The 1792-nt window shown below is 69.2% G+C and carries 2 protein-coding genes; both read right to left on the reverse strand.

What is annotated here, in order from left to right; translation table 11 throughout:
* A partial coding sequence (locus tag VGD93_RS14805; RefSeq protein WP_395012936.1) for a hypothetical protein occupies nt 1–238 on the reverse strand: 238 nt, incomplete at its 3' end.
* 276 nt (nt 239–514) lie between these two features.
* The coding region (locus tag VGD93_RS14810) for a toprim domain-containing protein (RefSeq protein ID WP_395012937.1) at nt 515–1792 on the reverse strand (1278 nt) is incomplete at its 5' end.

Here is a 1792-nt window from a genome sequence, read left to right on the forward strand (position 1 = left end):
GGGCTCGCTTCGCCTTGCCGCGCGCCGGCCGGCGACGGGTCGGCACCGGCTCGTCCTCGGCATAGACGCTGTCGATGGAGCCCAGGCGCGGCTCGACGCGGGCGCCCTTGCCCGCCGGCTTGGCCGGCTTGGCCGGTTTCGCGCGGCCGCGGGCCTTGCTGCCGGGGACGGCTCCGACGCGGTCCTCCGGCGAAACGTGGAAATCCATGAACAGCGCCCCGGCGTTCTTCTTGCGCATGATCCCGTCTTCGTGCCCGTCCGATCGCGTGAGGCGGACCCGGCGCCGCTCGCCGCGGCAGCCAGCCGTCCGGCGGCGGGCGCGCAGGCAACCGGGTCGCGGCAGACCCGGCACGGTCCGTGAGCCTATCGAGGCTAATTGTGGCCGGTTTATGTGGGATCGGGCCCGCTGTACAGCCTCTGTTGCCGACCGGTGACACCGGCCGGGCGCCCCAGGCGCCGCCGAGCCGCCGCGCGCCTGTCTACATAACAGGTTATCTTGGCACAGCCACGGGTGTCACACGTCGAGGTTGGCGACGCTCAGCGCGTTGTCCTGGATGAAGTCGCGGCGCGGCTCGACCAGGTCACCCATCAGCTGCGTGAACAGCAGATCGGCGTCCGAGCCTTCCTTGATCTGCACCTGCAGCAGCGTGCGCGCGTTGGGATCGAGCGTGGTTTCCCACAATTGCGACGGGTTCATCTCGCCCAGGCCCTTGTAGCGCTGCAGGCTGAGGCCCTTGCGTCCGGCGGCGGTGACCGCCTCGAACAGCGAGGATGGCCCGAAGATGTCGTAGCTCTGCTCCTTGCGGGTGAGCCGGGCGACGCCGCCGTAGAAATCGCCGAGCTGGTCGACGAGGGCGCGCAGCTTGCGCGCATCGGCGCTGGCGAGCAGCTGGGCGTCGATGGCGTGCGTCTCGGTGACGCCGCGGATGGTGCGACTGAAGACGAAACCACCCTGCCCGTCGGTACGACCCTGCCAGCCGCGCTCGAACTCGTCGGCGAGCCGGTCGAGCCGGCGCACCACGCGTTCGATCACCGTGGCGGCGCGCTCGGGATCGCCCGCCGCCTCGGCCAGTCCGCCCACGATCGCCGCCTGCTCGACCAGAGGACGGTTGTAGCGGGTGTTGAGATTGTCGACGGCATGCACGATCTCGCGCGCCTGGCACACGATGGCGACGAGATCGGCGCCGGCGTGGCTGGCGCCGTCGCGGGTGGTGAGCACCGCTTCGTCGCAGCCGGCATCGATCAGGTAGTCCTCGAGGGCGCGCTCGTCCTTGAGATACTGCTCGGAGGCGCCGCGCTTGATCTTGTACAGCGGCGGCTGGGCGATATAGACGTGGCCGCGGTCGATGAGCTCGCGCATCTGGCGGTAGAAGAAGGTCAGCAGCAGCGTGCGGATATGGGCGCCGTCGACGTCGGCGTCCGTCATGATGATGATCTTGTGGTAGCGCAGCTTGTCGATGTTGAATTCCTCGCGGCCGATCGAGGTGCCCAGCGCCATCACCAGATTGCCGATCTGCTCGGAGCCCAGCATGCGGTCGAAGCGGGCGCGCTCCACATTGAGGATCTTGCCGCGCAGCGGCAGCACCGCCTGGAATTCGCGGTTGCGGCCCTGCTTAGCGGAGCCGCCGGCGGAATCGCCCTCGACGATGAACAGCTCGGATTTGGCCGGATCCTTTTCCTGGCAGTCGGCGAGCTTGCCCGGCAGCGAGGAGACCGAAAGCGGGCTCTTGCGGGTCAGCTCGCGCGCTTTTCGCGCGGCTTCGCGCGCGGCCGCGGCCTGGATCACCTTGCC

This window comes from Devosia sp. (assembly GCF_036406155.1).
GTDB lineage: Bacteria > Pseudomonadota > Alphaproteobacteria > Rhizobiales > Devosiaceae > Devosia_A.